Source organism: Microbacterium sp. B35-04, assembly GCF_010634885.1.
Taxonomy (GTDB): domain Bacteria; phylum Actinomycetota; class Actinomycetes; order Actinomycetales; family Microbacteriaceae; genus Microbacterium.
On sequence record NZ_MWLP01000100.1, the window covers coordinates 1 to 1081 of the forward strand.

1 protein-coding gene is annotated in these 1081 nt (G+C 73.7%); it reads right to left on the minus strand.

Features of this window, described 5'->3' with window-relative positions; all coding sequences use genetic code 11:
• Positions 1-71: 71 nt before the first annotated feature.
• Complete coding sequence (locus B1729_RS18300; RefSeq protein WP_163618270.1) at positions 72-818, minus strand: SDR family oxidoreductase; 747 nt, start codon at positions 816-818, stop codon at positions 72-74.
• Positions 819-1081 lie beyond the last annotated feature (263 nt).

Genomic DNA, 1081 nt, shown 5'->3' on the forward strand with positions numbered 1-1081 from the left:
GGGTATGTTTCCGCACGCGGACGCCGTGGAAACACACCCTTTCGCGATTCCAGCTGTGAGCCGCGCGGGCGTCACGCGTCGGGAAGGGCGCCGAGCCACTCCGTGAAGGTCTGCGTGCCCCGCAGTGCGCCGGCGCCGGGCAGCAGGGCGCCGGAGCGGAACGCGCGACCGAGGGTGCCCGGCGTGTTCACGACCGGCAGCGGCGCGCGGTAGCCGATCGCGTGGGCGTACCTGCGCACCATGTCGGCGAGGCTCTCCTCCCGCGGACCGCCGAGGTCGGTGGTCCGGCCGCCCGGGCCACGCTCCGCGAGGTCGACGAGGTGCGCGGCCACCTCGCGCACCGCGACGGGCTGCACGCGTCCCGACGGTGCGACGTGCGCGCCCGCGTGGCTGCGGTGGAACATCATCGCCGCGTACTCGTGGAACTGCGTCGTCCGCAGGATCGTCCAAGGGATGTCGCCGCCGGCCACCAGCCGCTCCTGCACGAGCTTGCCCGCGTAGTAGCCGTCGGGGGCGGTCTCGGCCCCGACGATCGTCAGCGCGAGATGGTGCGGCACGCCCGCTGCGCGCTCGGCCGCGAGGAGGTTCTTGGTCGCTCCGGCGAAGAACATCACCGAGACGTCGGGCTTCGCCGTCACGACGTTCGTGACGTCGATCACCGCGTCGACCCCATCGAGCGCGCCCGCAAGGCCGGCGCCGCTCAAGAGCTCCACGCCGGTCCGCCGCGACAGCACCGTGACCTCGTGGCCGCGCTCGCGCCCGACCGCGGCGACCTGCGCGCCGGTCATCCCTGTGCCGCCGGCGATGGCGAGTCTCACGGATCCTCCTGCGCGTATCGACGGGCTCGGGGTCTCGGCCCTGACTCCGGGGGGCGAGTCACGCCCAGCGTATCCGCACCGGAGAAGGCTGATCAGGCCCGCGAGGTACGAGCGGCTCGTGCCCGCTCGGGGGAGAGTACGGGCACGAGCCGCCCACGCGGTCGGTGCGACGAGCGCACCGTCCCCGACCGGGAGAGGGCGCCGCCCCCCAACTGGATACGCGTGCGTCAGCCGAGCTCGCGCAGCCAGTCGGCGAACGTCTG